This window comes from Pseudomonas sp. SMN11 (assembly GCF_052041945.1).
Lineage (GTDB): Bacteria > Pseudomonadota > Gammaproteobacteria > Pseudomonadales > Pseudomonadaceae > Aquipseudomonas.
The window spans coordinates 64,632-90,644 of sequence record NZ_JBKGGW010000020.1 but is presented as its reverse complement, the minus strand read 5'-3'; the positions used below and the strand labels follow the sequence as shown (position 1 = coordinate 90,644).

General features: G+C 62.0%; 22 protein-coding genes, 1 tRNA gene and 1 riboswitch. Of the genes, 15 read left to right on the top strand and 8 right to left on the bottom strand.

The genetic code is table 11. From position 1 onward, the window contains the following. Positions 1-3 precede the first annotated feature (3 nt). Both ACLEJU_RS17540 and ACLEJU_RS17535 read right to left on the bottom strand, forming a co-directional pair. Positions 4-1,533 carry a glycosyltransferase gene (locus ACLEJU_RS17540; RefSeq protein ID WP_435424655.1) on the bottom strand — a complete coding sequence of 510 codons (1,530 nt, stop codon included), beginning with the start codon at positions 1,531-1,533 and terminating at the stop codon, positions 4-6. Positions 1,534-1,624: 91 nt separating this feature from the next. Beyond that, positions 1,625-2,932 carry a nucleotide sugar dehydrogenase gene (locus tag ACLEJU_RS17535; protein ID WP_435424656.1) on the bottom strand — a complete coding sequence of 436 codons (1,308 nt, stop codon included), beginning with the start codon at positions 2,930-2,932 and terminating at the stop codon, positions 1,625-1,627. 524 nt (positions 2,933-3,456) lie between these two features. On the opposite strand from ACLEJU_RS17535, the gene ACLEJU_RS17530 reads away from it, so the two are divergent. The 11 genes from ACLEJU_RS17530 to ACLEJU_RS17480 all read left to right on the top strand — a co-directional run bounded on the left by ACLEJU_RS17530 (position 3,457) and on the right by ACLEJU_RS17480 (position 13,249). After that, the gene (locus tag ACLEJU_RS17530) at positions 3,457-3,846 is read left to right on the top strand and encodes a helix-turn-helix domain-containing protein (protein ID WP_435424657.1); all 390 of its coding nucleotides are present in this window, start codon (positions 3,457-3,459) and stop codon (positions 3,844-3,846) included. A 63-nt stretch (positions 3,847-3,909) separates the two neighbouring features. Continuing rightward, on the top strand, positions 3,910-4,548 hold the full coding sequence (gene gacA, locus ACLEJU_RS17525; protein ID WP_054884910.1) for a response regulator transcription factor GacA: 639 nt from the start codon (positions 3,910-3,912) through the stop codon (positions 4,546-4,548). Between the two features lie 6 nt (positions 4,549-4,554). Then, complete coding sequence (gene uvrC, locus ACLEJU_RS17520) at positions 4,555-6,378, top strand: excinuclease ABC subunit UvrC (RefSeq protein ID WP_435424658.1); 1,824 nt, start codon at positions 4,555-4,557, stop codon at positions 6,376-6,378. Between the two features lie 33 nt (positions 6,379-6,411). Continuing rightward, a complete protein-coding gene (gene pgsA, locus ACLEJU_RS17515; protein ID WP_028626065.1) occupies positions 6,412-6,972 on the top strand; it encodes a CDP-diacylglycerol--glycerol-3-phosphate 3-phosphatidyltransferase in 561 nt (186 codons plus the stop codon). A gap of 63 nt (positions 6,973-7,035) precedes the next feature. Beyond that, a tRNA-Gly gene (locus tag ACLEJU_RS17510) sits at positions 7,036-7,111 on the top strand. Between the two features lie 378 nt (positions 7,112-7,489). Further along, entirely contained in the window at positions 7,490-7,732 is a 243-nt protein-coding gene (locus tag ACLEJU_RS17505; RefSeq protein WP_435424659.1) for a hypothetical protein, read from the top strand. A gap of 140 nt (positions 7,733-7,872) precedes the next feature. After that, positions 7,873-8,136 carry a DUF3077 domain-containing protein gene (locus ACLEJU_RS17500; protein ID WP_099814584.1) on the top strand — a complete coding sequence of 88 codons (264 nt, stop codon included), beginning with the start codon at positions 7,873-7,875 and terminating at the stop codon, positions 8,134-8,136. Positions 8,137-8,484: 348 nt separating this feature from the next. Next, positions 8,485-9,882: an amino acid permease gene (locus ACLEJU_RS17495; protein ID WP_440776730.1), complete on the top strand. Its 1,398-nt coding sequence runs from the start codon at positions 8,485-8,487 to the stop codon at positions 9,880-9,882. Positions 9,883-9,934: 52 nt separating this feature from the next. Then, positions 9,935-11,317 carry an NAD(P)/FAD-dependent oxidoreductase gene (locus ACLEJU_RS17490; RefSeq protein WP_440776729.1) on the top strand — a complete coding sequence of 461 codons (1,383 nt, stop codon included), beginning with the start codon at positions 9,935-9,937 and terminating at the stop codon, positions 11,315-11,317. Between the two features lie 12 nt (positions 11,318-11,329). After that, on the top strand, positions 11,330-11,680 hold the full coding sequence (locus tag ACLEJU_RS17485; RefSeq protein WP_440776728.1) for a cupin domain-containing protein: 351 nt from the start codon (positions 11,330-11,332) through the stop codon (positions 11,678-11,680). Positions 11,681-11,737: 57 nt separating this feature from the next. After that, the gene (locus ACLEJU_RS17480; protein ID WP_440776727.1) at positions 11,738-13,249 is read left to right on the top strand and encodes a CoA-acylating methylmalonate-semialdehyde dehydrogenase; all 1,512 of its coding nucleotides are present in this window, start codon (positions 11,738-11,740) and stop codon (positions 13,247-13,249) included. 63 nt (positions 13,250-13,312) lie between these two features. On the opposite strand, the gene ACLEJU_RS17475 is transcribed toward ACLEJU_RS17480, so the two are convergent. The 4 genes from ACLEJU_RS17475 to ACLEJU_RS17460 all read right to left on the bottom strand — a co-directional run bounded on the left by ACLEJU_RS17475 (position 13,313) and on the right by ACLEJU_RS17460 (position 18,979). Further along, positions 13,313-14,758 (bottom strand): PucR family transcriptional regulator, encoded by a 1,446-nt coding sequence (locus tag ACLEJU_RS17475; protein ID WP_440776726.1) that lies wholly within the window; start codon positions 14,756-14,758, stop codon positions 13,313-13,315. A gap of 158 nt (positions 14,759-14,916) precedes the next feature. Continuing rightward, a complete protein-coding gene (locus tag ACLEJU_RS17470) occupies positions 14,917-16,170 on the bottom strand; it encodes an arsenic transporter (protein ID WP_440776725.1) in 1,254 nt (417 codons plus the stop codon). 6 nt (positions 16,171-16,176) lie between these two features. Then, positions 16,177-17,421: an MFS transporter gene (locus ACLEJU_RS17465; protein WP_440776724.1), complete on the bottom strand. Its 1,245-nt coding sequence runs from the start codon at positions 17,419-17,421 to the stop codon at positions 16,177-16,179. Between the two features lie 58 nt (positions 17,422-17,479). Continuing rightward, positions 17,480-18,979 carry a sensor domain-containing diguanylate cyclase gene (locus ACLEJU_RS17460; protein ID WP_440776723.1) on the bottom strand — a complete coding sequence of 500 codons (1,500 nt, stop codon included), beginning with the start codon at positions 18,977-18,979 and terminating at the stop codon, positions 17,480-17,482. 239 nt (positions 18,980-19,218) lie between these two features. Between ACLEJU_RS17460 and ACLEJU_RS17455 the strand changes: the two genes are divergently transcribed. Together ACLEJU_RS17455 and ACLEJU_RS17450 are read left to right on the top strand one after the other, a co-directional pair. Then, positions 19,219-20,592 carry an oligosaccharide flippase family protein gene (locus tag ACLEJU_RS17455; protein ID WP_440776722.1) on the top strand — a complete coding sequence of 458 codons (1,374 nt, stop codon included), beginning with the start codon at positions 19,219-19,221 and terminating at the stop codon, positions 20,590-20,592. A 24-nt stretch (positions 20,593-20,616) separates the two neighbouring features. Continuing rightward, the gene (locus ACLEJU_RS17450; RefSeq protein ID WP_440776721.1) at positions 20,617-21,333 is read left to right on the top strand and encodes a glycosyltransferase family 25 protein; all 717 of its coding nucleotides are present in this window, start codon (positions 20,617-20,619) and stop codon (positions 21,331-21,333) included. Between the two features lie 12 nt (positions 21,334-21,345). Here the strand turns inward: ACLEJU_RS17450 and ACLEJU_RS17445 are convergent, their stop codons facing one another. Next, positions 21,346-22,674, bottom strand: coding sequence for an MFS transporter (locus ACLEJU_RS17445; protein WP_440776720.1), 1,329 nt, complete (start codon positions 22,672-22,674; stop codon positions 21,346-21,348). Between the two features lie 142 nt (positions 22,675-22,816). Then, positions 22,817-23,830, bottom strand: a complete 1,014-nt coding sequence (locus ACLEJU_RS17440; protein ID WP_440776719.1) for a GlxA family transcriptional regulator — start codon at positions 23,828-23,830, stop codon at positions 22,817-22,819. 336 nt (positions 23,831-24,166) lie between these two features. Here ACLEJU_RS17440 and ACLEJU_RS17435 point away from each other — a divergent pair, with 336 nt between their 5' ends. Next, positions 24,167-25,402: an aromatic ring-hydroxylating oxygenase subunit alpha gene (locus tag ACLEJU_RS17435; RefSeq protein WP_440776718.1), complete on the top strand. Its 1,236-nt coding sequence runs from the start codon at positions 24,167-24,169 to the stop codon at positions 25,400-25,402. 33 nt (positions 25,403-25,435) lie between these two features. Then, positions 25,436-25,497, top strand: a riboswitch (Fluoride riboswitch). 71 nt (positions 25,498-25,568) lie between these two features. Next, on the top strand, positions 25,569-25,946 hold the full coding sequence (crcB, locus tag ACLEJU_RS17430; RefSeq protein ID WP_440776717.1) for a fluoride efflux transporter CrcB: 378 nt from the start codon (positions 25,569-25,571) through the stop codon (positions 25,944-25,946). Positions 25,947-26,013 lie beyond the last annotated feature (67 nt).

The window sequence follows — 26,013 nt, the reverse complement described above, 5'->3', positions numbered from 1 at the left end:
TCCTTAACGTTGCGAGAGTTCTAAGAGAACGGTGATGACCCCGAAGAAGATGGCGATCGACGAGCACAGCATCGCCTTCGAGGACCAGCGGTTGAGGCGGGCGTCGAAGTCGACGCTGCCAGTGGCCAGGGTGGTCTTCTGCCGCGTCCAGCTTTGCTGGTCCATGTGGAACATCGCGTAGACCTTCATCAGCGAACCGACGATCTGGTTGTAATAAAGAACGAAGGGGTACATCGGGCTGACCGGGTGGCCGGCGAAGACGAACAGTACCGTCACCAGGCTGCGCGAGATCAGCACCCAGAACAGGTACACCAGCAGGTACTGGATGCCGAACACCAGGCCGGCCACCACCGAGGCGGTCAGGCCCATCAGGCAGGTCCACATCGACACGCGCTGGTCGAGCAGCACGTAAAGGGTGAACAGCCCCAGGCGGGCGCGGCCGAGCAGGGCGGTGGCGCGGAAGTTCTGCCGCAGCGAGTTGCCGTACCAGCGGAACATCAGCTGGCGGGTGGCAATCCAGAAGCTGTCGCTGGGCGGGTGCTCGACGGTCAAGGTGTGGCTGTCGGGCACGTAGTAGGTGTTCCAGCCGGCGCGCATCAGGCTCAGCCAACTCGACTTGTCGTCACCGGTGAGGAACTGGAAGCGACCCAGGCGCCAGTGTTCGAGGAAGTCGGCTTCGACGTCGCGGATGAACTCGGGGTCGGTCATCACTTCGGCGCGGAAGAACGACAGCCGCCCGGTCAGGGTCAGTACCCGGTGCGACAGCGCCATCGAGCACATGTTGATGTGGCGCTGGACGAAGCGCATCGAGTGCCACTGGCGCATCCAGCGGCTGCCCTCGACTTCGCAGAATTCGTTGGTGGTCAGGCCGCCCACGTCCGGCAGTACGGCGAACAGCTTGACCGCACGCTCGACACAGCCGGGCAGCATCATGGTGTCGCCGTCCACCACCCCGACCACCGCGTCATTCAGCGGCATCTGCCGCGACAGCGCACGGAAGGCATGGGCCAGGCCGTCACGCTTGCCGGTGCCACGGGCGCGAACGATCACAAGCTTGATGTCGTCGCGGTCCTTGACCTCATTGCGCATGATCTCCTTGATGAAAGTCTCGTCGCCTTTTTCGACGATCGAGGCGATCACCGTGCACGGCACGTTCAGCCGTTGCACTTCCTGAAACACCGACTGGTAGACCTTGAAGGTGGTCGTGGTCGGGATGCGGAAGCTGGTCACCACCATGAACATGTGCGAGGGCAGTGCGGCATCGCCCAGGCGCTCGACCTGCCGGCGCAGGCGCGGGAACTTCCAGTGCAGGAAATACATGCCGCGCAGGTAGTGGACGATGGCGTTGCCGTAGCGCCACATGCCCAGCGTGCCGATGATGAAGATGAACAGGTGATGGTTCGGGTCCAGGTACTGCGGCGCGACCATCTCCGAGGCCAGCGCGATCAGCCCGGCGAGGCACGCCCAGCCGAAGAAGCTGGCGGCTGCGCGCAGGTAGCCGGGTGCCACGAAGGGTGGTTGCTGTCGATCCATGTCGCCTTGACTCCTGTTTTTGCGGTGCCCGCGCGCCACCCCGCCCAGGCGTGAGCCTGCGGCAGGTGGAGCGCGGTGGGTGCCGGCGCGGTTACCAGCAGATGCCTTGGGTGCGGCTGTCGCTCAGGCCGGGCATGAAGCCGACCAGGTCGATCACCTGCTTGCCGTGGCCGGCTTGCAGGGCGCTGGCAAAGCGCGGGTCGTTGTTGCCCAGGACGATCACCTCGGCGTCGTCGATCACCTGCTCCAGGTTGCTGTGCAGCAGCGAAGAAACATGCGGGATCTTCGCTTCGATGAACTCCTTGTTAGCTCCGTGCACGCGGGCGTATTCGACGTTCTCGTCGAAGATGTGCAGCTGGTAGCCCTTGCCGATAAGGCGCTCGGCCAGTTCCACCAGGGGGCTTTCGCGCAGGTCGTCAGTGCCCGCCTTGAAGGCAAGGCCGAGCAGGGCGATCTTGCGTTTGTCCTGGCGCTCGATGAGGTCGAAGGCGTTCTGCACCTGCGATACGTTGCTGGCCATCAGCGAGTCGAGCAACGGTGCCTTCACGTCCAGGCTGGCGGCGCGGTAGGTGAGGGCGCGCACGTCCTTGGGCAGGCACGAGCCACCGAAGGCAAAGCCTGGGCGCAGGTAGTAGCGCGACAGGTTGAGCTTGTGGTCCTGGCAGACCACATCCATTACCTCGCGGCCATCGACGCCGGCGGCCTTGGCGATGTTGCCGATCTCGTTGGCGAAGGTGACCTTGGCCGCGTGCCACACGTTGCAGGTGTACTTGATCATCTCGGCCACTTCGATCGGCTTGCGGATGACCGGCGCGTCGAGTTCGCTGTACAGCGACTCAAGCAGGTCGCCCGACTGGCTGTCCCATTCGCCGATCACGGTCATGGCCGGGAAGTCATAGTCCTGGATCGCGGTGCTTTCGCGCAGGAATTCCGGGTTGACCGCCACGCCGAAGTCGACGCCGGCCTGTTTGCCCGAGTATTGCTCGAGGATCGGCACAACCACGTTCTTCACCGTGCCTGGTAGCACGGTACTGCGCACCACCACGGTGTGGCGGCTGCCCTTGTCGCGCATGGCCGTGCCGATTTCCCGGCAGACCGCTTCCATGTACACCAGGTCCAGGTCGCCGTTCTTCTTGCTCGGGGTGCCGACGCACAGCAGCGACAGGTCAGTGGCGAGGATTGCCGCCTGCACATCGGTGGTGCCGCGCAGGCGGCCCTTGCTGACGCCATCCAGCAGCAGCTGCTCCAGGCCTGGCTCGACGATGGGCGACTTGCCCTGGTTGATCAGTTCGATTTTCGCCGGGGAAATGTCCACCCCCAGCACATTGTGGCCGCGGGCCGACAGGCACCCTGCGCAGACAGCGCCAACATAGCCAAGTCCAAAGATGCTGATGTTCATAGATCCCTCTCCCTGGGGCACGGCAAAGCCGGCCGAGATACATCGTTCATGAAGTTGTCGAAATGGCAGACGCGCAGAAGTAAGCCGCGCTCAGAAGTGGCGTTGCAGGCTGTTTCTTAGTTGTCTTTTTACAGCCTAAAGGCGTTTTTATTTTTATTGCAAGCCTTGATGTATGTTTGTTTGAAATTAACTTACAAGTTCTATGTGAAAGTTTAAAAACCGTTAAAAATCAATAAGTTAAAGTTGTTGTTAGTTGGGCGTCAAAAAAATGCTAGCGCTACATGCGGCAATAAAGTGACGCCAAAGGCGTGGCGTCTTTGCGGTTTATTCCTCGCGATGTACGGCCTGACGTGTACCGCCAGACCTATCAAACCCTCTAAATTAGGGCCTCGCAGGGCTGACTGGTGGCGCAATACTGGCTTGCGACGCTGGCCGGCGATGGGCATAGTGACTGCACAGTCTGCAACTGCTTACAGGATTGTGAGCGGCACCCATGACGGCAAAGGAACCAGGAGAAACGTCATATGAAAGGACTCGGTACACGTCTGCGGGAAGAGCGTGAACGGCTGGGCATGACCCAGCGGGTATTCGGTGATATCGGTGGCGTCGAGCCCAACGCCCAGGGTAAGTACGAAAGTGGTGAGCGTACGCCGCGGGCGGACTACCTGGCGGCACTGGCGATCCGGGGTGTGGATGCGCTGTATGTGCTCAGCGGTGAGCGCACGCCGGCACCGCTGGAAAGCCTGACGGCGGATGAAAGCGGTCTGTTGGGCGCGTTTCGGCGTTTGCCGGCGGCCGACAAGGCGGCTTTGTGGCACTTGCTGGGGCGTCTGGTGGGTGAAAGCAGCAGCAGTGAACTGGCACGGCAACCACGTCATGAGCGTCGGACGTTTCTGAAGGAAGTTTTACGCTAGGTCCGCCATGAAAAATTTTGTTAAGGTGGCGGGATCCAATCGCCCTGTTGACGAGGTGTCTGCTTGATTAGGGTCCTAGTGGTCGACGATCACGATCTGGTTCGAACCGGTATTACCCGCATGCTGGCTGATATCGACGGCTTGCAGGTGGTAGGTGAGGCGGATTCGGGCGAGTCGGCGCTGAAACTCGCCCGGGAACTGAAGCCTGACGTCGTGCTGATGGACGTCAAGATGCCTGGGATCGGCGGCCTGGAAGCCACCCGCAAGCTGCTGCGCAGCCACCCCGACATCAAGGTGGTAGCGGTTACCGTGTGTGAAGAAGACCCGTTCCCCACCCGCCTGATGCAGGCCGGCGCCGCCGGTTACCTGACAAAGGGCGCAGGGCTGGACGAAATGGTCCAGGCCATTCGCCTGGCGTTTGCCGGCCAGCGCTATATCAGCCCGCAAATCGCCCAGCAGCTGGCGCTCAAGTCGTTCCAGCCGCAGGCGTCGCCGTTCGATGCGCTGTCGGAACGGGAAATCCAGATCGCCCTGATGATCGTCGGCTGCCAGAAAGTGCAGATCATCTCCGACAAGTTGTGCCTGTCGCCCAAGACCGTCAATACTTACCGTTATCGGATCTTCGAAAAACTCTCGGTCACCAGCGACGTCGAACTGACCTTGCTGGCCGTTCGCCACGGTATGGTTGACGCAAGCCTGTAAACCTTCATGTCACAAATCTTTGATGCCAGCGCATTCCTGGCGACCTGCAGTGGTCGCCCAGGCGTTTACCGGATGTTCGACGCCGAGGCGCGGCTGCTCTATGTGGGCAAGGCCAAGAACCTCAAGAAGCGCCTGGCCAGCTATTTCCGCAAGACCGGCCTGGCGCCGAAAACCGCCGCGCTGGTGGGGCGCATCGCTCAGGTCGAAACCACCATCACCGCCAACGAGACCGAGGCGCTGCTGCTCGAGCAGAACCTGATCAAGCAGTGGCGCCCGCCGTACAACATTCTGTTGCGCGACGATAAGTCCTATCCGTACGTGTTCCTGTCGGACGGCGAATTCCCGCGCCTTGGCATTCATCGTGGGGCGAAGAAAGCCAAAGGGCGTTATTTCGGGCCATACCCCAGTGCGGGCGCCATTCGCGAGAGCCTCAGCCTGCTGCAGAAAGCCTTTTCCGTGCGCCAGTGCGAAGACAGCTACTTCGCCAACCGCACCCGACCGTGCCTGCAATACCAGATCAAGCGCTGCAAAGGCCCGTGCACCAACCTGGTCACGCCTGAGGACTATGCCGAGGACGTGCGTCACTCGGTGATGTTCCTCGAAGGCCGCAGCCAGCAGCTGGGCAACGAGCTCAACGAGGAAATGGAAAAGGCGGCCATGGCCCTCAACTTCGAGAAGGCCGCCGAACTGCGCGACCAGATTGCCTTGTTGCGCCGGGTCCAGGACCAGCAGTACATCGAAGGCGGCTCCGGTGATGTCGATGTGGTCGCCGCCTTCGTCAACCCGGGCGGCGCCTGTGTGCACCTGATCAGCGTGCGCGGCGGCCGGGTGCTGGGCAGCAAGAACTTCTTTCCGCAGGTGGGCATCGAGGAGGAGGTGGCCGAAGTCATGGCCGCGTTCCTGTCGCAGTACTACCTGGGCAATGCCGAGCGCGAGCTGCCTGGCGAACTGATCGTCAACGTGGTGCACGAAGACTTCGAGGCCATCATCGAAGCCGTACAGAGCCTGCGCGGTCGCGAGTTGACCATCAGCCACCGCGTGCGCGGCACCCGTGCGCGCTGGCAGCAACTGGCGGTGACCAACGCCGAGCAGGCGCTCAATGCCCGCCTGGCCAACCGTCAGCACATGGCCGCGCGCTTCGAGGCCCTGGCCGAAGTACTCGGCCTGGATGAAGTGCCGCAGCGCCTGGAATGCTATGACATCAGCCATTCCAGCGGCGAAGCCACCGTGGCCAGCTGCGTGGTATTCGGCCCCGAGGGCCCGATCAAGTCGGATTACCGCCGCTTCAACATCGAAGGCGTTACCGGTGGCGACGACTATGCCGCCATGCACCAGGCCCTGACCCGCCGTTATGGGCGGATCAAGGACGGCGAGGGCAAGTTGCCCGACGTGCTGCTGGTGGACGGCGGCAAGGGCCAGCTGAACATGGCCCGCGAAGTGATGCAGGAGCTGGCCTTCACCGACCTGACCCTGCTCGGCGTGGCCAAGGGCGTGACCCGCAAGGCCGGCTTCGAGACCCTGTACCTCAACGACGTGGCCCACGAGTTCACCCTCAAGGGCGACAACCCGGCGCTGCACCTGATCCAGCAGATCCGCGACGAAGCGCACCGCTTCGCAATCACCGGCCACCGCGCGCGGCGCGGCAAGGCCCGCCGCACATCGAGCCTTGAAGACGTCGCCGGGGTAGGGCCCAAGCGCCGCCGCGACCTGCTGAAACATTTCGGCGGCCTGCAGGAGCTCAACCGCGCCAGTATCGATGAGATCGCCAAAGCCCCCGGCATCAGTAAAAAGCTTGCCGAGTCGATTTATGCCAGCCTGCATAGCGAGTAGAATGCCGGGCTCAACCCGCAGCCAGTCGTACCGATGAATATTCCAAACCTGCTCACCGTTCTACGCGTCCTGCTCATCCCGATCTTCATCCTGCTGTTCTATGTGCCCTATCACTGGAGCTACATGGCTGCCAGCACGGTGTTCGCCATCGCCGCCGCCACCGACTGGCTGGACGGCTACCTGGCGCGTCGCCTGCAGCAGAGCACCCCGTTCGGCGCCTTCCTCGACCCGGTGGCCGACAAGCTGATGGTGGCCGTGGCCCTGGTGTTGCTGGTGCAGGTGCACGCCAACTTCTGGCTGACCCTGCCGGCGGCGGTGATCATCGGCCGCGAAATCGTCGTTTCGGCGCTGCGCGAGTGGATGGCCGAACTGGGGGCGAGGGCGCATGTGGCGGTGTCCAACCTCGGCAAGTGGAAGACTGCGGCGCAGATGCTGGCGCTGGTGATCTTGCTGGCCAACCCGCCGGTGGTGAGCTTCTGGGTGGTACTGGGCTATGGCCTGCTGCTGGTGGCGGCTGCACTGACCCTGTGGTCGATGGTGCACTACCTGGTGGCCGCCTGGCCGCACCTGCGCGAAGGCTCCGAGCAAAAATAAAAGTTTTTTGAATCAAGGGGTTGACGCCGTTTCAGATATCGCTAGAATGGCACCCATCACGACGCGGGAATAGCTCAGTTGGTAGAGCACGACCTTGCCAAGGTCGGGGTCGCGAGTTCGAGTCTCGTTTCCCGCTCCAAATTGGCCTTAACGAAGTATTTCGGTAAGGCAAGAAAGAAGGCCCTTCGGGGTCTTTTTTCGTTTCTGGTTACTACAAAAATTCAGATTTTTTCCCTTCCTTGTAGTCCATTTCCCAAAGATACTGTTGCCCTCTGTTATCCATTGCGGCTGCGCTCGCAGCGCTCTAGTCTCGGCCTGTCGTTGCATTCAACGACACGGCTTTGACAGGCCGTTTTCGACAGTAAAAGTACGGCTTACCTCTATGGTGGCTGTGCGTGGGGCACCTTCGTGTGCGCCGGGTTAGGTATCTCTGTCGACCGGTCTGTCAACCCATGCACAGCTGCCACCCAATTGTTTGACAGCGATAGGTGTCGGCCTCATCGACAGAGGTACGCACATGCTCAAGATCGTCCCCGATCCACCCCACGATATTCATTCCCTCGAAGACACGCTTATTCAGGCTGCGGACTACGCGCTATGCGCGGCGACCGTGGTGCAACAGGCGTTGTTGCTACATCCCAAATCACCGTCGTCGATCCTGATGATGACCTCGATGCATGAGATGGAGGCGCTGCGGGCCTTGCTCGAATCGGCGTTGATTCAGGTGCAGATGCCTACCGAGCCTCGAACCTTGCACTGAAGCTCAGGTGATGTGCTGCTTGGTCTGGCCTCTTCGCGGGGCAAGCCCGCTCCTACAGGAAATCGCGAACCCTTGTAGGAGCGGGCTTGTCCCGCGAAGAGGCCAGCCCAGGCAAAGCAAATTTTCAGGGAGATTGAACCATGACCACAGACGACACCCAATGCACTGTCGGCAAGACCACCTTCTTCCAAGGTGAAAACCAGACCCACCCGCTGTTCCGCATCGAACCCGGCATCCCCTGCCGCGATGCCCGCGAACAAGCCTCGGAACTCATGGGCTATGTGCGCGAGCTGACCATTCTCGGCCTGATGGACGAAAAACCGATGATGATCTGGGCCTCGCATTACCTGAGCGCGATGGCCAAGGCGCTGATGGATGATGCCGAGTTGGGCATGAGGCATTGATGGGCCGGGGTTGAGGGCGCGTCAGGACCGCCAGGTGCATGCCACCACACCTTCAGCGCTTATGAGATCGAGCGCCGTGCGGGCGGCGCTCGATTTATGCCTCACCACTGAATCAAGGCAGGCATCCCACCGGTAATTGCACTGTTGATTGGGGTAGTGGGTGGCGAGCCCACAGCCGTCACTGCCTGGGCTGCAATGCTTGGGAAGGGACCGTCGTGATGCCCCCTTTGTACAAATGTACAAAGGCACCTGCCCAACTCCGTAATCCGTCGATTTTCATCAACCAGCCACCTGCTTAATCTCCTTCTCAGGCCGTGTTGACCATTAATAATTAGAAGGAGACAACCAGTGCCTATTCAGTCAGAGCATGACCCCCGCCTCAAACGTGCACTCAAGACCCGCCATATCAGTATGCTCGCCCTCGGCGGCGTTATCGGTGCCGGGTTGTTCGTGGGTTCAAGTGCGGTAATCGCCTCCACCGGGCCGGGCGCCTTCATCACCTACGCCATCACTGGCCTCATCGTCGCCCTGGTCATGCGCATGCTGGGCGAAATGGCCGCAGCGCACCCAGCCAAAGGTTCCTTCGTCGATTACGCCCGGATGGCATTCGGGCGCCCGGCCGGCTACATGACCGGCTGGCTGTACTGGTACTTCTGGGTCATTGTCGTCGGCTTCGAGGCGGTCGTCGGCGGGCAGATCATCAATGCCTGGTTGCCAGCGATTCCGGTGTGGGGCATTGCCCTGGGGCTGATGGTCACGATGACCTTGCTCAACCTGATGTCGGTGCATTCGTTCGGTGAAGCCGAGTACTGGTTCGCAGGCGTGAAAGTGGCCGCCATCGTAGTGTTCCTGGTAGTGGCGGGTGCATTCGTGTTGCACCTGTGGCCAGGTTCGGATGCCAGCTTCGGCAACCTCGTCGAGCACGGCGGGTTCCTTCCCCATGGCGTGGGCTCGTTGTTCACCGGCGTGGTGGTGGTGATCTTCTCGATGACCGGCGTTGAAGTGGCGACCCTGGCGGCTGCCGAGTCCGAGGACCCCTCGCGCAATATCCGCAAGGCGGTCAATACCGTGATGGTGCGCATCCTGGTGTTCTTCGTGCTGGCAACCTTCTTCATCGTCGTCGCGCAACCCTGGACGGTGCTCATGCCCGGCAAGTCGCCTTTCGTGAGCACCCTGGAGCACATCGGCATTCCGGGTGCGGGCGACATGCTGACGGTGGTCATTCTGGTGGCCGTGCTCTCGGTGCTCAATGCCGGGCTGTACACCGCTTCGCGGCTGCTCTACGTGCTCGCTGCCAATAATGAAGCCCCACGCTGGATCGCGGGCGTGAACCGCAAGGGCGTGCCGGTGCGGGGTGTCATCGCCTCCACCTTGGTGGGCTATGGCTGCGTGGTGATTGCGGCGCTGTGGCCGGAAACGGTGTTCCAGTTCCTGATCAATTCGTCCGGCACGGTGTTCTTGTTCGTCTACCTGATGATCTGCCTGTCCCAGCTAAGGCTGCGCCGCCGCTGGGTGGCCGAGGGCTCGCTGAAATTCGCCATGTGGGGCCACCCGTGGCTGCCTCTGCTGGTCACCGCCTCGATCGTCGCCGTGCTGGCAAGCATGGCATTAGACCCGTCCATGCAGGTGAGCCTGTTGCAGTGCATCGTCGCCATCTTCGCCATCGCCGTGTCCTACGGCTGCCTGCAGTTGTCGCGCAGGCGCCGGCAACGCGCGCCGGGCGCTATCCAGCCGGCAATCGACTGAACCGCCCTCGCGCCATTACCCCTGTTCCAGGCATCAACGGGAAGCCAAACGCATGTCAGCTAAAACAGATCTATCCCAGTTACCCAACCGGCCCCTGTGGTTCGAGCCTGGCCAGCCGCGTGCGCGCCTGGAGGGTGACACCCAGGCCGATGTGGTGATCGTCGGTGCCGGCTACACCGGGTTGTGGACGGCGTACTACTTGCTCAAGAGCGACCCGGGCCTGCGCGTGGTGTTGCTGGAAAAGCGTGAAGTCGGCTTCGGCGCTTCCGGGCGCAACGGCGGTTGGGCGTCGGCGATCTTCCCCATCTCGCTGCACCGGGTCGAGCAGCTGTATTCGCACCAGGCGGCCTTGCAGTTGCAGGCGGCGATGAACGACACGGTCGACGAGATTGGCCGGGTACTTGCGCTGGAAGGCGTTGACGCCGATTACGCCAAGCAGGGCTTTCTGTCGTTGGCCCGCAGCGCACCGCAGATGGCGCGGGCGAGGGCTGCGGTGGAAAGTTCCGCACGCTTTGGCCTGCCCCGGCAATGGCAGCTGCTCGACGCAAGCCAGGCACGCGACCGCATCGGCGCCGAGGGTGTATTGGGCGGCCTGTATACCGAGCACTGCGCACTGATTCACCCCGGCAAGCTGGTGCGTGGCCTGGCCCGTCTGGTGGAAAGCCTGGGTGCGAAGATCTACGAGCAATCGGCAGTGACGCAGATGGCGCCGGGCGTGGTGCGCACTGAGCACGGCGCGGTGCGTGGTCAAATGACCGTGCGCGCCACCGAGGCCTTTACGTCGCAACAGCCGGGCAAGTCCCGCTTCGTGATTCCGTTGTACTCGCTGGTGCTGGCCACCGAGCCATTACCGAGCGCGTTGCTGGCCAAACTCAACCTCGACCACCGCATGGCGTTCAACGACATGCGCCACCTGCGTGTATACGGGCAGGTCACAGCTGAGGGGCGGCTGGTGTTTGGCGGCAGAGGCGCGCCTTACAAGTGGGGCTCAAGCATGCCTGACCAGGCCGACCTGGTGGACAGCATCCACACCAAGATCCACCACACGATGCTCGAGTTCTTCCCGGCCCTGCGTGATACCGGCGTCACCCACCGCTGGGGCGGCGCCCTGGGGGTGTCGCGCGACTGGTGCCCGACGGTCAGCATCGACCGGGAAAACCGCATGGCCTGGGCCGGGAATTACGTAGGCGACGGCGTGGCCACCAGCAACCTGGCTGGCCGCCTGCTGCGCAACCTGATTCTGGGTCGTGACGAAGCGATAAACACCCTGCCGGTGGTCAACCACCGGTCCCCGTCCTGGGAACGCGAACCCTTGCGCTGGCTCGGCATCAACAGCGGGCTCACTGCCGCCTCGCTGAGCGATATCGAAGAGCGCTTCACCCATCGTCCATCTCGCACTGCGATGTTGCTGGAAAGGCTGACTGGTGCACATTAAGAGGAAGCAACCGTGACTACTTTCACGATCATCAAGTCCGCGGCAATTCAATCGTTGCCACTGAACCCTGCTGGCCAACGCGCCGGCGCCGACCAAGGCGACCCACAAATCGCCATTCAGCGCCTTGCCCCCGAGGCTGTGGGCAACCTCGGCGTCTGGGAATGCCAACCCGGTGGCTGGCCAGTGATCGACCGGCCCGATACCGAGTTCACCTACATCATTTCCGGCCGCGCCTTGCTGACTGACGATCAGAGCCAGGAAGTCGTGGAAGTGACCGGCGGTGATCTCATCATTCTGCCGCCGGGCTGGACCGGCCGCTGGGACGTGATCGAGACCGTTCGCAAGGTCTACGCCATCTACTGATTCACGTGCAAGGCCCAGGCCTTGCACCGTTTCCCTTCTCAAGTTGTGAGGACATGCATGACCACCACCATCACCAACTGGATTTCCGGCGCCCGTGCCGATGCCAGCAGCGGCCTGCAGCAACCCGTTTACAACCCGGCCACCGGTGCCGTTACCGGCCAGGTGCAATTGTCGGCGCACGCCGACGTAAATGCCGCCGTGGCCTCGGCAAAAGCGGCGTTCCCGGCCTGGAGCAACCTGTCGCCGCTGCGCCGTTCGCGGGTGCTGAACAGGTTCCTGGCGCTGCTCAACGAACACCGTGACGACCTGGCCCGAATGATTACTGCCGAGCACGGCAAAGTGTTCACCGACGCACAAGGCGAAGTGATGCGCGGCATCGAGATCGTCGAATTCGCCTGCGGTGCACCGCAGCTGCTGAAAACCGATTTCACCGACCAGGTCAGCACCAACATCGACAACTGGACCCTGCGCCAGCCGCTGGGCGTGGTCACGGGTATCACCCCGTTCAACTTCCCGGTGATGGTGCCCATGTGGATGTTCCCGGTCGCCCTGGCCACCGGCAACACCTTCGTGCTCAAGCCAAGCCCGCTGGACCCAAGCCCGAGCCTGTTCATTGCCGACCTGCTGAAGCAGGCCGGGCTCCCGGACGGCGTGTTCAACGTGGTGCAGGGCGATAAAGATGCGGTCAATGCGCTGATCGAACACCCCGATGTGCAAGCCGTGTCGTTCGTAGGCTCGACCCCGATTGCCAACCACATCTACGAGACCGGTGCCCGCCACGGCAAGCGCGTGCAGGCCCTGGGCGGTGCCAAGAACCACCTGGTGGTGATGCCCGATGCCGACATCGACCAGGTTGTCGATGCGTTGATCGGTGCGGCCTACGGCTCTGCTGGCGAGCGTTGCATGGCCATCAGCGTGGCGGTGTTCGTGGGCGAAGAGACAGCAGAAAAAGTCATGCCGAAGCTGATCGAGCGCACCTTGGAGCTCAAGGTGCTCAACGGCACCAACCTCGAAGCTGAAATGGGCCCCATCGTGACCCGTGCTGCCCACGAGCGCATCACCGGTTACATCGAGCAAGGCGTAAAGGAAGGCGCTACGTTGCTGGTCGACGGTCGAGCGTTCAACGGCCAGACGGCGGGAGAGGGCTGTGCAGAAGGCTTCTGGATGGGCGGTACGTTGTTCGACAATGTCACCCCGGACATGCGCATCTACAAGGAAGAGATCTTCGGCCCGGTGCTGGCCTGCCTGCGGGTCAAGGATTTTGCCGAAGCGGTCGAGCTGATCAACGCCCATGAGTTTGGCAACGGCGTCAGCCTGTACACCCGCGACGGGCATATCGCCCGCGAGTTCGGGCGCCGCATTCAGGTGGGCATGGTCGGTATCAATGTGCCGATTCCGGTGCCGATGGCCTGGCATGGCTTCGGCGGCTGGAAGAAGAGCCTGTTCGGCGACATGCATGCCTATGGCGAGGAAGGGGTGCGCTTCTACACCAAGCAGAAGAGCATCATGCAGCGCTGGCCGCAGGCGATTGCCAAAGGTGCGGAATTCGCGATGCCGACCAGCCATTGACCGACTTGGCTGACTGAGCCTGAACGGCCCCGCCCACGCAGCGGGGCCGTTTGCATTCAGCCCTCAGCGCGGTTCCAGCAGGCCTGAATTGATGCCCGCTTGCAGGGCGATCCAGAAGCGTGCGATGCCTTGGGTCGTGGTGGGGTTGAAACCGGTGAGTTGCTCCACGAGCTTGATGCGGTAAACCAGGGTTTGCCGGTGAATACCCAGGTCCAGCGCGCTGGCCTTCCAGTTGCCATCGTTTTTCAGGAACGTGGTGAGGGTGTTCAGCAAGGCGGCGCTCTGCAAGCGGTCGTGCTCGATGAGTGGCCCCAGGTAGCGCGCCACCAGCGCCCGGGCTTCGGGCAGGGTTTTGGGTGCCATGATCAAGCCAGTGTCGGCATCGCCGTAGCGCAATGTCGGCAAGGCCAGTTCTGCAGCTTGGGTGAGTGCCAGGCGTGATTGCCGGGCGGCCTCCCGGTAGCCGGTGGCCGTGGCGATGGGCCCGCTGATGCCTATCTGCGTACCTGGGCCAAGGCCATCGAGCAAGGCCTGAAACAGGATGGCATCGTCGCGCCCGATGGCTAACAGCATCGAGCGTTCCTTCAGCAATAGCGGCGTGGCGTCGTGCAACGCCGGGGCATGGTGAATGTCATCGGGGGTGCGCATGCTGCCACCTCCCGGGCGGATCGCCAGGGCGACCAGGGTGCCCCCGAGGCCGCGGCGCTCAAGCATGGGCCGGGTCAGCGCCGGCTCGATTTCACTGTCGAGCAGGCTGCGCAGCAATGCTCCGCCTTCTTCGCGCTGCTGGTCCCGGTGAATCATTTGCCGCTCCAGTTCCACACCCAGCAGACCGACCAGCGAGCGCACCAGGATCGAATCGTCCATCGACACGTTGGGGCGCCTGCTGATCAGCAAGTTGGCTTGGGTTCTTCCGCCAATAGCGATGCGCTCGACATTTACCGGTACCTGATCCCCTGCCGGCTGGCTTTCGACGATTCGGGTGCCGGTGATGGCATCCTCGATAGCCAGGTGACCGCCCAGGCTCCTGGCCAGGACCGACAGCCGCCCCGGCATGTCAGGTTCCATGCGCAGCGCCTGGGCGTAGGTCTGGAACAATCGCTCGCTGGCGTTGAAGCGCTCGCGTTGCGCCTGCAGTACGCTTTCGATCACCTGGTGCGAGAGCTTGACGAACTCCAGTTCGAAGCTTGCATGCAGCAGCGGGAACAGCAGGCGATCAGCTGTCTCCAGCAAACTCGGCGACAAGGCCGGGGCATCTTCGCGAGGGGCAATCACCAGGGCACTTGCATTGCTCTGCACCAGCTTTTCCAGCCACTGAGCCTGCGCCGAATCGCCAATCGGCATACCGACACCGGTGGTCATGACCAGATCACCTGGCGAAACCCAATGCCACGGGTCGGGCAGGTCCACCGTGTGGGCCCAGGTGATCATTCGGGTGATGCCCGCGAAGCCGGCCACCAACTGTAATTGCAGGGGGGCAATGGCAATCAGCTCTTGCACTGTCAGCATGGGGTCTCGATTCAACAGTTACGCGTGTTTTGAGAGCAGTCGTCTTGCCCTATCATTGCAGAACATCAACACCCTGTGTTCATTTCGGTATCTGCAGCGCGTATGCGACCGAGCGCCGCCCGATTTATGCCTCACCACTGGAAGGCAGGCGCGCTGATTCACACCCACAGCACCAGCAGCGCAGCCGCCAGGGCTGGAGGCATCACCAGCAGGCCCAGACGCAAGAATTGCCAGGCACTGACATGTTCGCCTTCGCGACGGATTGCCACCAGCCAGAGCAGGGTCGCCAGTGATCCGGTGATCGACAGGTTCGGCCCCAGGTCTACGCCGATCAGTAGAGCAGCGGTCGCCTGCTGCGGCAATTGCACCAGCGAACCCATGGACCCGGCTATCAGCCCGGTCGGCAAGTTGTTCATCAGGTTACTGGCAATGGCGACACCCACACCCGCCACCCAGCTGGAGGTGCCCGGCGAGTTCTCGGCCAGTGTTGCCAGCGCTTGGGCAAGACGCACGATCACGCCGGTTTGAGCGACTGCTTCGACCAGTACGAACAAACCCGCCACCAGTGGCAGGACGCCCCAGGCTACATGGCGCAGCACCGGCATCGGGCTGCGCCGCTGGCGCATGTGAACCAGTGCCGTGGTCGCCACGCCGGCGCAGAAGGTCGGCAGGCCCAGCGCCCGGTCCAGTGCCGATGCGCCCAGCAACAAGGCTGCGGTAAAGCCGATGCCCACTGCGCTCAGGCGTGCGCCTGCGGTCAGTGGTTGGGTATCCACGGTCAAGGCCAGCGGCTGGCGGATCTGCCGGCGCTGGGCCAGGCGCAGCGTCAGGTAGGTGAGTGCAATCGCCACCAGCGATGGCAGGCTGAACTGCCTCAGCCAGTCCAGCAGCGGTGGCATCTGGCTGCCGAACACCACCAGGTTGGCCGGGTTGGAGATCGGCAACACGAAACTGGCAGCGTTGGCGATGAAGGCACAGATGAACAGGTACGGTAACGGTTCGGCTCTGGCGGCCTTGCACGCGGCGTACACCGCCGGGGTCAACACCACTGCCGTGGCGTCGTTGGACAGGAACACGGTAACCAGCGTGCCCACCAGGAACACCAGGTCGAACAGCCGTTGCCCGGAGCCCCGCGCATGGTGCACCGCATAACGGGCCAGCCAGTCGAACAGGCCTTCCTGGCGAGCCAGCTCGGCCAGCACCATCATGCCGATCAGAAACAGGTAGACGTCACTGCCTTTGGCTACGGCGGCCAGCGCGTTGCCAGGGGTGATCAGCCCCAGACCGGCCAACAGCAATGCGCCGCCCATGGCCCAGACGTATTCGGGGATGCGCCAGGGGCGCAAGATGACGCCGCAGGTGGCCAAGGCGGCCACCGTCCAGATGATCGTTGCGTTGTCGCTCAAAGGCATGCTGGGTCAGTGTCCGGAAGGTGCAGAGGAGGGCGATGGCCATGCGCCTGGATGGGTCTCGGGCAGCGCCACCAGCACCAGTAGGAAAGCGGCACCGGCAATCACGGCCAAGGTCAGGAATGCCGCATTGTAACCGGCTGCCTGCACCACCAGCCCGGCAATGCCAGGACTGAGCGCGGCGCCCAGGCCGAAGACTGCCGTCAACGCGCCGAGGCTGACATTGAAGCGGCCGGTGCCTTCGGTCAAGTCCTTGACCACAATCGGGAACAGCGCGCCGAAGATGCCTGCGCCGATGCCGTCGAGCAGCTGCACTGCGACCAGCCAGAACGGGTTGTCGCTGAGCACATAAAGTGCCCCCCGCAGTGGCAGGATGAGAAAACCCGCCAGCATGAAGGGTCTGCGCCCCCAATCGTCGGCCTTTGCCCCCACCAGCAGTGCCATCGGTACCATCACCAGTTGCGCGGCGACGATACAGGCAGAGGTGAGGGGAGTGGCCAGCTGCAGGTTCACCTGCGAAAGCTTCTGGCTCACCAGCGGCAACATCGCCGCATTGGCCAGGTGGAACAGCGCGCAGCACACGGCGAACACCAACAGGGTACGGTTGTGTAGCAGCAGTTTGAACCCGGCGGGGTGCTCGTCGGTGACCGGGCCCTGCGCCAGCCCGCGTGCGAGCTGGTGGTCGATCGCCGCTGCCGGTACCAGGCTCGCGGCCGCGATGCTTGCCACGGTCATCACCGCCATCAGGTAGAACACCACCACCGGGCCGAACAGGTAGGCCAGGACGCCGGCCAACATTGCCGAGCAGGCATTGCCGGCATGGTTGTAGGTCTCGTTGCGGCCCACGCGAGCAGTGAAGGCCTTGGGGCCGGTGATGCCCAACGAGATGGCGGCGATCGCGGGGGCAAACACCGAACCAGCCAGGGCGCCGACAGTCTGGGTCAAGGCCACACCGGCGAATGATGAAATCCACGGCAGCAGCAGGCAGCTGCCGGTGACCAGCACGGCGGCGATCACCACCACCGCGCGCTTGGCCGTGGTGCGGTCGATCAATGCCCCGGCCGGTGTTTGCGCCAGCAGCGCCACGATGCCTGCCAGGCTCATGACCAGGCCGATGCTTGCCGGCTGCCATTGGTGTACCGCGAGCAGGTAGATGGCCAGGTAGGGCCCAAGGCCATCGCGGACGTCGGCAAGAAAGAAGTTCAGCCAGTCCAGGGCGCGGTGTTGCGAAGCGAGTGGCCTTGAAGGTTCCAAGCGTGCAGTCTCGAAAAGCCATGGGAGGCGCGCCGGGTGGTTGCCGTCCGCGCCGTTTTCAGCCGATATGCAGGCGGTTGCGCCCCGCTTCCTTGGCGACGTACAACGCTTGGTCGGCGCGTGCCAGCAGCGCCTCGCTGTTGTCCAGATCGCAGCCCCGGGCACTGGCGACGCCGATGCTCACGGTCACCTGTTCAAAAGGACTGTCAGCGTGGGCAAGAGGTTCCAGGGCCAGGCAGTCGAGCATCGCCTGGGCGACCCTGGCCGCGCCTGCGCAGTCGGTATCCGGCAGGATCGCCGCCAGCTCTTCGCCGCCGTAGCGCGCCAGCAAGTCGGGTGGCCGGCGCGTGCAGGCCGCCAGGCGCTGGGCCACTTGCTGCAGGCAGGCGTCACCGGCCAGGTGGCCGTGGCTGTCGTTGTAACGCTTGAAGTGATCGATGTCGATCATCAGCAGCGCCAGGGGCTTGCCACTACGCCTGGCCCTGCCGACCTCCTGGGCCAGGGTCTCGTTGAAGCGGCGCCGGTTGGCAAGCCCGGTCAGCGCATCGTGCATGGCCAGGCGCTCCAGTTGCTGGTTGCTGTCGAGCAGTTGCTGTTGGGTCACCCGCAGTTCACCTTCTGCCAGGCTGCGACGACGCATGGCGCCGATCAACAGCCAGCCGATACTGCCAGTCAGCAGCAGCAGGCCGCTCACCACCAGCGCCGACAGTTGCGCTTCCAGCTGCCAGGCCGCCAATGCCTCGCGCTTGCCCAGGGCGACAGTGGTCACCAGAGGAAGCTGGTCGCTCTTGCGAAACGCATACAGGCGTTCGACGCCATCCAGGCTTGACGTGAACGAAGCGGTTCCCACCGACTTGTCGATCAGGTACTTCGCATAAATGGGTGAGCTGGAAAAATTGCGCCCCATGTCCTGCTCGCGAAACGGGTAACGCACCAGCAGCGAACCATCGGTATAGGACAGCCCGATGGCCCCGTCGTGGCCGAGGTCGATCTGGCCGAACAGGCGCAGGAAGTTCTCCACGCCCAGGGTCACGGCCACCACCCCGGCGAATTGCCCGGTGGCGTCGTCGAAGCGGCGGCTGATGGTGATGACCCATTCCTGATTGGCGCGGCTGCGTATGGGCAGCCCTATGAAAGGCTCGCGGGAAGGGTCGTCACGGTGGTGGATGAAGTACGCCCGGTCGCTGCTGTTGGCACCGGCCGGGATGGGGCGGTTGGACGACATCAGCCAGCGCCCGTCCCTGTCGTATACGGTGATCCCGCTCAACTGCGGCATCAGCGGTTGCTGCCTGCTGACAAGCTGGCTGAGGCGTTCGATTTGCCGCGGCCCGCTGCCTTCGGTTTCAAGGCGTTCGACCAGCCCGAGCAGGATCATGGAGCTTTGCCGGACAATCCCCTCGGAGTAGGTGGACAGGGCTTGGGTCAGGTTCAGGCCATGGATGTCGACTTCTGCAAGGGCGCGTTCGCGGGAAGCCATGACTTTCCAAAGCGTCAGCGAAGCGAGGGAGCAACCAATGACCGATAGCAGCAGAACGACGAGTTGAATGTCACGCTTCACGGTGGTACCTGATGGAAATCCGAATTCCGACGCTGGCGATCAATCATTGAAGGCCATGGCATATAGCCATTCCTGGCTGCAGGCAAGCATACAAGGCGCTACCTGAAAGCGCAGTAACTACCGTAAAGCCCGGCAATGCCGAGCAGGGTGGCGCCATCGGTGGGCAGGATCGCTGGCGCCATAGCAACATGGCAGATTGAGACTATAGTAACGTCTTAAAAACAGGGACTGTGGGTGCCATGTCTACGATCGATCTGTCGTCCTCGCAAAGTCTTCGCAAACGCGTGTTGTTGGCTGGGGCGCTGAATATCGGCTCCATCGTCGCTTCCCAGGTCATACGCCTGGGTGGCAACCTGATCATCACCCGCTTGCTGCTGCCAGAAATGTTCGGCCTCATGGCCATCGCCACCACGGTTTCGGTGTTGCTGCTGTTGCTGTCCGATGTGGGGCTGCGGCAGAACATCATTCAAAGCCCGCGCGGCGACGAGCCGCTGTTCCTCAATACCATCTGGTCGCTGCAGATCATTCGCGGCCTGGGGCTGTTTGTGGTGATGCAGCTGGTGGCGCTGGCGTCGTGGATTTCCCAGCACTTCGAAATGTGGCCGATGCATTCCACCTACGCTGACCCTCAGCTGCCTGGGATACTGGCTGTTACCGGCTTTTTCGCGATCATCTTCGCCTTCCAGTCGACCAAGATCGACGTGGCCATTCGCACTTTCCAGCAGAAGAAAGTGGTGCTGGTCGAGCTGGTTTCGCAAATCGCCGGCCTGGTGGTGATGCTGGTGATCGGTTACCTCTTCCGTTCCATCTGGGCGCTGGTGGCTGCAGGCCTGGTCTCCACCCTGGTTACCACGGTGCTCAGCCACCTGATCTTCCCGGGGCACAAAGACCGCCCGCAGTGGGACCCTGCAGCCCTGCGCGAGATCGTCAATTACGGCCGTTGGGTGTTCCTGTCGTCCGCCGTCGGCGTGCTGGCCATGCAGGGCGACCGGATCTGGTTCGGCGGCAGCATGACCGTGGCGCAGCTGGGGGTGTATTCGATTGCCGTGGGCATTCTGGCGGCCTTCCAGCTCAGCCTGCAGCGGCTGGCCGGAGCCGTGGCCTTGCCAGCCTTCAGCGAGGCGGCCAGGACCGGCGACATGGAGCGCCTGCGCAATCTGTATTTCCGCTTCAGGCTGATCTTCGATGTGCTGACCCTGTTCACCTGCGGCTTCCTGTTCACCGCCAGCCCGCTGATCATCCATTGGCTGTATGACGCCCGGTACCAGGACGCCGGGCAGATGATGGCGATCCTGTCGCTGTCGCTGTTCACCTTGCGCTACGGCCTGACGCAACAGATATGGATGGCTCTGGGGCTGACCAAGTACATGGCCATGGACAACATTATCCGGGTGGTGGCGCTGTTCACCCTGATGCCGTTGCTGCTGGCCATTGGCGGGGTGACCTACGCACTGTGGGGGGTGGCCCTGCATACCTTCTTCACGCTGTTCCTGATTTTCAAGGTCAGCCACCAGCTGGGCATGCTGAGTATCAAGCGTGAGCTGGTGGTGCTGCCCGTCATGGTGTTTGGCGCCCTGTGTGGCCAGTTCATCAGCCACCTGTTCGCCTTCTGATCGGCTGTACCAAGGACCTTAACGATGAATGTGATCGACTTTTTTGATCGGACCCGAATCATCAATATCCCGTCCAGAACGGACCGCCGCGAAGAAACCAAAGCCGAGTTCGCCCGCAACGGCTTCCACATCGATGACCAGAAGATCGGCTTTTTCCCGGCAGTGACGCCTACCGACCAAGAGGGTTTTCCCAGCATCGGCGCCCGGGGCTGCTTCATGAGTCACATGCAGATACTGGAAGAAGCCGTACGCCTGAATGTCGACAACATCCTCATCATGGAAGACGACATCCAGTTCTCCCGGCGCATTGGCCCGTTTGGCAAGAAGGCCATCGAGTCCCTGCAGGGCATGGACTGGGACATTGCCTACCTGGGCCATTCCTGCGAGGGCAATTCCGATACCCCCGGCTGGGTGCTGGTCGATCGCCCCATCCACCTGTCGCACTTCTATGCGGTGAACGGCAAGAGCGTGGGCAAGCTGCGGGACTTTCTCGCGCAGATCCTGCAGCGCCCGCCAGGGCATCCGGACGGCGGGCCGATGCACTATGACGCGGCCCTCAATACGCTGATTCACTCCGACAAGAACATCCAGGCCTACTACTTCACCTGGAACCTCGGTTACCAACGGCCTTCGCGCACCGACCTGCATGCCTTGTCGATATTCGACCGGCTGGCCATGCTGCGGCCGGTGATGGCATTGTATCGGCGCTTGAAGGCGGAAAAACTCAGGAGAACCCGATAGCCCTCAGCGCATTCAACTCAGCGCTGAGGCCTGCTGAAGGTTCAATGAGCGTGTCTCCGGCGCCAGCAGCCAAGAAAGCAGCAAGCCGAAGAAGGTGATGCCTGCGGCCACATACATGGTCTGGGCGATGCCGAGCGTGTCCAGCGAAATCGGCACCAGGTAGGTGCCCACCGCCGCGCCAATGCGCGAGATCGAAGTGCCCACGCCCACCGCGAATGCGCGGATCTCGGTCGGGAAGATTTCGTTCGGATAGACCAGCGTCAGCACCTGGGCGCCGCCAATGAACAGCGCGTAGAGGGCGAAGAACAGCAGTACCCAGATGCCCGCGCCGTTGTTGAATGCGCCGAGGCAAAGCAGCGCCAGGCCCGACACGCTGAAGCTGTACAGCAGCAGGTTGCGACGGCCGAGGGTATTGATCAGGCGGGTGGCAATGATGCAGCCGAGCACGAAGAACAAGGTGATCAGCACAGAGCCGATGGAGGCGCTGTCGCCTTTCACGTTCATCGCGGCCAGTACCTTGGGCGCGAACGCATACACGGCGAACAGCGGAATGATGCAGCAGGTCCAGAACACGATGATGAACAGCATGCGCTTGGCATAGCCCGAGTAGATCAGGCTCCACACGTTGACGGTGTAGTTGGGGCTCTCTTCCGGCAAGTTGTGCAGGCCGAAATCATCGCCGTATACCTGTTTGATGACCTGCTCTGCCTCGGCATCACGGCCTTTGCTCAGCAGCCAACGTGGCGATTCCGGGGTGCCGATACGCACCAGGAACAGAGCCAGGCCGATGGTGGCCGAACTGGCCAGTACCCAACGCCAGGCGTCGTCGCCACCGCTGCGCAGCACCAGTTCACCGACGATGTAGGCCGCCGCTGCGCCGGCAAACCAGAGGATCGTCAACATCGCCAGGCGCGGGCCGCGGTATTTCTTGGGCATGAACTCCACCAGCAACGAAGTGGCGACCGGGTACTCGATGCCTACGGCGATGCCGATGATCAGGCGCAGAACAAAGATCGCTGCAGCGCTATCAGCCCAGAATTGAGCGAGGGAGGCAAGAATAAAGAGGGTAGGGCCGACAAAGAACAAGCGCTTGCGGCCCAGGCGATCGGTTAGCCAGCCGCCGAGGAAGCCGCCGAAGAAAATCCCGATCAAGGCCGATGCCGCAATCAGGCCTTCCCAAAAGTTGCTCAAGGACAGCGAAGTGCTGAGGTGTGCCAGGGCCACGCCGATGATACTGAGCACATAACCGTCGACAAACGAACCGCCGCCCGAGCGCAGCGTGAGTAGCCGGTGGAAGTTGTTGAGCGGTACATCTTCTACTGAAAGATTAGGGCGCGTCATTTTTATATCCTGATACAAGGCTTTTGAAGTTTGGCAGCGCAACGCCGCGAACAATGAATTTCACGGCGGACTCGCTCAATAAACTCAGAGGGCGATAGTTGTCGTTATTGTTGTTGTACAACGAGGCCTGTCCTTGACCTGATCAGGTTTCATACCTGATTTCTTTCGACGGCGGGTGCCCGAAAAAAGCGCTGTAGGATCGGCTGAAATGCGTGCATGAGACGAAACCGCACGCCAGCGAAACATCGAAGATCGAGGCATTGGAGTTTTGTATCAAGCGGCGGGCTTCGGTGATTCTGAGCTGGAAGTAGTATTTCTGCGGTGTGGTGTTCAGCTGGTCCTTGAACAGGCGCTGAATCTGCCGTATCGACAGGCCGACGACATCGGCAAGCTGGTCCGGGCTCAGCGGTTCTTCGATATTCGCCTCCATCAACGCGATGACTTCGCGCAGCACCTTGCTCACCTTGGGTTGTTGTGGCTTCTGCACACTGCGGTACTTGCTCTGGTCGGCGTCCAGTGTATCCAGCACGGCATCGGCAAGCTGGGGGGCAGAACCGAAAGCGAGCCAGCGAATCATCATCTCGAAGGCGCCACTGGGCGTGGCGGATGTCATGCGATTGCGGTCGAACACCAGGGGTTCATGGGTCACGTTGGCATGCGGAGCCCGTTCGGCCAGGGCCGTGCGCTGCTCGGCGTGGATCGCACAACGGTAGCCATCCAGCAGGCCTGCGGTGCCCAGGTACCAAGCCCCGTTCCACAGCCCACCGAGGGCGATTGGCATTCTGGCAATCTTCTTCAGCAGGGCCGACAACCAGTTCGGTGCTGTCCTGGCGGCACGCAAGCCGCCACAGATGATCATCAGGTCGAGGTCGGACAGGCGAGTGTCGGTCAGCGGCGTGTCGGGCCTGATCGGGATGCCCAGGTCGCTCATGACTTCGCGGTGGTCATGGCTGAACGTGTGCACGCGCACCGCACCCGGCGCCAGCAGATTGGCGGTGACCAGCACATCCAGTGCCTGGGTGAAGCAGGGCAACGAGAAGTTCTCGAGCAGGAGAAAACCTACCCTGGAGGTCTTTCGCTCGATCCGCTCGTGGGAGATGAAGCCCAGGTTACGGTCGGCGAAGGTACGGCTAAACGCTCTTGTAATTGTTTTCATGGCGGCACCCCTTAGCCCAGGCGCAATGCTTGAGCTACTCATTGAATGTCGATGCTTATAGAGGGCGGAAGTTGCCATCAGTGTGCGCATTAATATAGGGGTGATTCGCAAAGCTGGTCTAACGACTTTTCCAGGCTTTTCTTGATAACCCCTTGTTATGGCTGCGTAACATAATGTCGTGGATAGTCGATTGTCCAGCGTCAATCAGCTTGTTTTCTCGCATGAATTAAAGTTATGCGTACGGTAATTTTAGTGCCGGTGTAAGTTTTTCAGTGCGGCGTAATATGCGAAGGAGCGATTGAAGTTACAGTTCTTTGCAGTGTCCGGAGGATAATAATGAACAGCAATGAATCCGTGATTGGCCTGATCAAGCAGCGCAAACCTCGCCATGTGTTGCCGCGTGAGCTCTATCTCGATCCTGAGGTCTACCGGCAGGATCTCGCGCAGATCTGGCACAAGGACTGGGTGTTCGCCGGGCATACCTTCGAAATTCCCAAGGCTGGCCAGTATTTCACCCTGCAGATCGGTGATTACCCGGTGGCCGTCGTGCGCGGCAAGGATGGCGAGGTGCGCGCGTTCCACAATGCCTGTCGCCATCGCGGCGCCAAGGTGTGCGAGCACGCCAGTGGCAAGGTCGCCAAGCTGGTGTGCCCGTACCACAAGTGGACCTTCGAGCTCGATGGCAACCTGATCTATGCCGGCAACATGGGCGCCGACTTCGACAAGTCCAACTACGGCCTGAAGCCGGTGCATATCGAAGTGGTGCACACCTACATCTATGTTTGCGTCGCGGAGAAGGCCCCGGACTTCTCCAGCTTCCGCGCCGCCGTCAGTCCCTTCATCGCGCCGCACTTCCTGGAAAACTGCAAGGTCGCCTTTGAGTCGAACCTGATCGAGAAGGGCAACTGGAAACTGGTCTTCGAGAACAACCGCGAGTGCTACCACTGCGACGGCACCCACCCGGAGTTGCTCAATTCCTTTGTCGAGAACCTGTCGGTTGCTGGCGTCGGCGGCGATGACGACCCAGAGCTGGTGGCGCACTGGGGCCGCTGTGAAGCCGCCGGCATGCCAAGCCGGCTGAACATGGACCCGCTGGGGCGCTTCCGCATGACGCGCATTCCGTTGTCTGCCGGTGCGGTCAGCTACACCATGGATGGCAAGCCAGCCGTTGCGGGCCGCCTGGACAAGAGTGGCGAGGCGGATATCGGCGCGCTGCTGTACTTCAACTACCCCTCCACCTGGAATCACTTCCTGGGCGACCACGCGCTGAGTTTCCGCGTGCTGCCCATCGGGCCAGGCGAGACGCTGGTGACCACCAAATGGCTGGTGCCGGAGTCTGCGGTGGAAGGGGTCGATTACGATCTCGATCGCCTGACCAAGGTCTGGCTGGCCACCAACGACCAGGATCGTCGCCTGGTCGAAGGCACCCACGCCGGCGTCTCCTCGCCCAGCTACGAGCCTGGCCCATTCTCCGAAAATGCCGAGAATGGTGTCTGCCAGTTCGATGACTGGTACTGCGCGACCATGCTTGAGCGCGTGGAAGGGCGGCCGCAACTGAAATCGGTAGGTTGATAGTGGCATTGCCCGGCGATGCCCATTAAGATCACGGCTTCAGGAGATGGCATTCCTCCTTGAACCGCCCTAGCGCTGATGATGCCTACGCACCCCCTGTGACAGGGCGCGTAGGCCATGCCTGCCGTTTACCCACAGGGCCTTCGATACCTTGTGGAGTAACCCGATGTACCTTTCCCTCATTTCCGTGATCGTCGGCGGTAGCAGCGGTTGCGTGCTGCGCTGGTGGTTCGGCCTGCGCTTCAATTCGCTGTTTCCGGGCATGCCCTTCGGCACACTGCTGGTCAACCTGATCGGCGGCTTCGTCATCGGTGGCGCCATGGCCTTCTTCATGCGCTGGCCCAACCTCGACCCGGCCTGGCGCCTGCTGATCACCACCGGTTTTTGTGGCGGGCTGACCACCTTCTCGACTTTTTCCGCTGAAGTGCTGTCGATGCTCATGCATGGCCGTTACGGCTGGGCTGCCGCCACGGTCTCGGCGCATGTGCTGGGTTCGCTGCTGATGACCTTCGCCGGTTTTGCCCTGGTGCGCTGGCTGGGCTGAGCCTGGGCGTCACGCGGCTGTAATGCGTTCCTGATAGTGTGCCGGTCCCCTTCGTGGCACAAGGTGT

Excerpts from the sequence above, each read along its gene's own strand:
- pgsA (WP_028626065.1), top strand. The coding sequence starts at position 6,412 with ATGAATATTCCAAACCTGCTCACCGTTCTACGCGTCCTGCTCATCCCG.
- ACLEJU_RS17540 (WP_435424655.1), bottom strand. The coding sequence starts at position 1,533 with ATGGATCGACAGCAACCACCCTTCGTGGCACCCGGCTACCTGCGCGCA.
- ACLEJU_RS17480 (WP_440776727.1), top strand. The coding sequence starts at position 11,738 with ATGACCACCACCATCACCAACTGGATTTCCGGCGCCCGTGCCGATGCC.
- ACLEJU_RS17470 (WP_440776725.1), bottom strand. The coding sequence starts at position 16,170 with ATGCCTTTGAGCGACAACGCAACGATCATCTGGACGGTGGCCGCCTTG.
- ACLEJU_RS17435 (WP_440776718.1), top strand. The coding sequence starts at position 24,167 with ATGAACAGCAATGAATCCGTGATTGGCCTGATCAAGCAGCGCAAACCT.
- ACLEJU_RS17500 (WP_099814584.1), top strand. The coding sequence starts at position 7,873 with ATGACCACAGACGACACCCAATGCACTGTCGGCAAGACCACCTTCTTC.
- ACLEJU_RS17505 (WP_435424659.1), top strand. The coding sequence starts at position 7,490 with ATGCTCAAGATCGTCCCCGATCCACCCCACGATATTCATTCCCTCGAA.
- ACLEJU_RS17530 (WP_435424657.1), top strand. The coding sequence starts at position 3,457 with ATGAAAGGACTCGGTACACGTCTGCGGGAAGAGCGTGAACGGCTGGGC.
- ACLEJU_RS17490 (WP_440776729.1), top strand. The coding sequence starts at position 9,935 with ATGTCAGCTAAAACAGATCTATCCCAGTTACCCAACCGGCCCCTGTGG.
- ACLEJU_RS17475 (WP_440776726.1), bottom strand. The coding sequence starts at position 14,758 with ATGCTGACAGTGCAAGAGCTGATTGCCATTGCCCCCCTGCAATTACAG.
- ACLEJU_RS17440 (WP_440776719.1), bottom strand. The coding sequence starts at position 23,830 with ATGAAAACAATTACAAGAGCGTTTAGCCGTACCTTCGCCGACCGTAAC.
- crcB (WP_440776717.1), top strand. The coding sequence starts at position 25,569 with ATGTACCTTTCCCTCATTTCCGTGATCGTCGGCGGTAGCAGCGGTTGC.
- ACLEJU_RS17450 (WP_440776721.1), top strand. The coding sequence starts at position 20,617 with ATGAATGTGATCGACTTTTTTGATCGGACCCGAATCATCAATATCCCG.
- ACLEJU_RS17445 (WP_440776720.1), bottom strand. The coding sequence starts at position 22,674 with ATGACGCGCCCTAATCTTTCAGTAGAAGATGTACCGCTCAACAACTTC.
- ACLEJU_RS17535 (WP_435424656.1), bottom strand. The coding sequence starts at position 2,932 with ATGAACATCAGCATCTTTGGACTTGGCTATGTTGGCGCTGTCTGCGCA.
- ACLEJU_RS17455 (WP_440776722.1), top strand. The coding sequence starts at position 19,219 with ATGTCTACGATCGATCTGTCGTCCTCGCAAAGTCTTCGCAAACGCGTG.
- uvrC (WP_435424658.1), top strand. The coding sequence starts at position 4,555 with ATGTCACAAATCTTTGATGCCAGCGCATTCCTGGCGACCTGCAGTGGT.